We start from the raw sequence: 2,397 nt of genomic DNA on the forward strand, positions 1-2,397 counted from the left end.
ACCACCCGAGCCATCAGCCGCGAACCCCAACGATCACTCTCGATCCTGGGCATCACCAACAACCCGGACGAACACGGAACTTGATCAAGCCCTGCTGATCACCGGGGTCGCCGCCGTCGCGCTCACGACGTCAGCGTCGGCTGCCGAGGCCAATCCCGCCGCACCTGCCCGGGTCCACAGTCCGACCCAAGCGGAGGGATGTGGCGGCGACGTCTGCATCAACCTGGCTGACCCGTGGCCCAGCGGCTCGGTGCAGGTCAGGGGGTGTGCTTGGAAGGACCCCTTCTTCGGGCACATCGAGATCACCGGGCCCTCAGGCATCGTGCGGAACAGTCTCACCGGCCAGTGGTACACCACCACCAACTACTGCACAGGCAACGACAAGATGTTCGTCACCAGCGTCCCCGCGATCAAGGGCGAATACTGCGCCATCGGCTGGGTGCGGAGCCAAACCGGCTGGGTGCAGTGGGGAAGGGCTTGCGAGTGGGTCGAATAGGCAGGTAGAGCAAGACCGTGGCGCGATGCAGGATCACTCCATCGCGCCACGGTCTTGTGCGTGAGGAGAGGCATCACCGAGCCAGCTGAGCGCCTGTCAGCCGTAGTTGATGCTCAGAGCCCCGGCCACGGTGGAACCCGTGATGCTGTTCTGCGCGGTGGGGGAAGCCAATCCGTCGTCGACCGAAACAGCTGAGTTGTCGTTGCTCATCACGGAAACGCGGTAGCGGTCTCCGCGAGGAACGGTGACGTCGACCGACCCGGCAGTCGCCTTGACGGTCACAGACCTCGGCGGGCCAGCGAAGGCCAGATCGATGGAACCTGCAGTGGCCGCAGCCGAGACGGTCGGTGACAGCATGGCATCTCCGCTGATCGACCCGCTCGTTGTCGATGCCTGGACGGGCCCGGTGAGCCTGCTGAGCGTGACAGCACCTGAGTCGGACCGCACGTCTACGGCAGCGCCCATCGCGAAGACGTCAGTCGCCCCGGAATCGTTGAAGACCTGGACCGATGCCCCAACGGGGACCTGAATATCCACGCGTGCCTCGCAGTCGCTCAACCCAAACACCTGGATGCCGCCGCACAACGCTGTGATCGTCAAGGTGCCGGTTGCCGTGTCGAGTCGCTGGTCCACGGCAGGGCGTGCGGTCGACCAGCGAAGCTTCTGGGTCACTGTCGCCTGGCCCGCCGGTCCAGGGTGGATCGTGACGGAAGCCGAGGTGGCGTTGACCTCCACAACGTTGATTCGGGCGTCTCTATAGGCCCTGGACTCGGAGGAGTGCTGTGCGGTGAGCCATCCGACGACGCCCGTGGCGGCGATGACGGCGACGACCACGATGACCACCGCCGCTACCGAGTACCACAGGACGGGACGGGGCCGACTCGTCGTGGGGGGCACCAAAATCCTCCGATCGCGCAATCCGTAGACAGCCAGACTAGGAGAGAGCATCTGCAGCCGACCATGAACCGGGCGCCCGCCAGGGGGTGCACCTAGCACCACCCCCGCCGGCGATGCGCGGTCTGCGCACCGAGCAGCCGAGTGCTGTGTGAGAGCGGGACCCGCGTTGGTCCGTCAGCTGCCCGGCGCCGTGCCTCGAGGAGGGTGGTCTCCCTCAGGCGCTCGTGCCCTGCGAGCCCAGTACCAAGTGGAACGGCACCCGCCCTGCCAGAGCAGCGAGCTGGTGGGTGTACTCGGTCGTGCAGGAAGCCCACGACGCCGGCTGAGGCACGGGCCAGGATGCCGGTGTCGTAGACCGTCCAGGCTGCGCCGTAGGTGCGAACTCCGTGCGGCCCGACCGACCGGAAGCACCGGCGCTGAGGGCTCGTCCGTCGTCGCCCGGCCGCGCGCGGAAGGAGTGAGCGGTGTCCGAGATGGGTCGGCCGCAACAGGCCGCCCGGGGGGCCGCGGCTGCCGGCGAGACGGCACCGGTGTGTGTGAGGTGGTTCGCATACCCTGACGGTTCTGATCGTGCTCATGTCGGGAGGCTGGTGGCGAGGGACAGTGCGGAGATCGTGCGGTTCTGGCGTGCGGTGGAGCTGTACAGCCCGCAGAAGGTCGACCCGGTGACACCGCCCAGCGCGGTGAACGCGTCCACGTGGCCTTCGAGGGAGCCTCCTGCGAGGCGGTCGCGTAGACGCTTCTTTCTCCAGTAGGCGCGGGGTCTGGGCCGGGTCCAGCCGGAGCATCGGGCAGCCATCCGACCCCGGAAGCCGAACTCGCCCAGGTCATCAAGGGTCAGGCCAGCACGTGGATCCACTCGGTGCAGTAGTGCTGCCCCCGCCTGGTGAACTGCCACCCAATCGCGGTCCAGGGCGACTTCAAGTTCCGTGGTTGTGCGGTGTGTTCGGGTAGCGGCCGACCCGGTGTGGATAGCAGTACAGGCACGGGCTTCGTGATCATTG

Annotated in this window: 3 protein-coding genes; 1 reads left to right on the top strand and 2 read right to left on the bottom strand. The window is 67.0% G+C overall.

The window, feature by feature from the left end:
* A partial coding sequence (locus tag ABH928_RS36415) for a hypothetical protein (RefSeq protein ID WP_370073044.1) occupies positions 1 to 496 on the top strand: 496 nt, incomplete at its 5' end.
* A 96-nt stretch (positions 497 to 592) separates the two neighbouring features.
* On the opposite strand, the gene ABH928_RS36420 is transcribed toward ABH928_RS36415, so the two are convergent.
* On the bottom strand, positions 593 to 1,339 hold the full coding sequence (locus ABH928_RS36420; RefSeq protein WP_370073045.1) for a DUF4097 family beta strand repeat-containing protein: 747 nt from the start codon (positions 1,337 to 1,339) through the stop codon (positions 593 to 595).
* A gap of 628 nt (positions 1,340 to 1,967) precedes the next feature.
* The gene (locus tag ABH928_RS36425; protein ID WP_370073046.1) at positions 1,968 to 2,090 is read right to left on the bottom strand and encodes a hypothetical protein; all 123 of its coding nucleotides are present in this window, start codon (positions 2,088 to 2,090) and stop codon (positions 1,968 to 1,970) included.
* Positions 2,091 to 2,397 lie beyond the last annotated feature (307 nt).

Source organism: Streptacidiphilus sp. MAP5-3, from assembly GCF_041262505.1.
In the GTDB taxonomy this organism is placed as follows: Bacteria; Actinomycetota; Actinomycetes; order Streptomycetales; family Streptomycetaceae; genus Streptacidiphilus.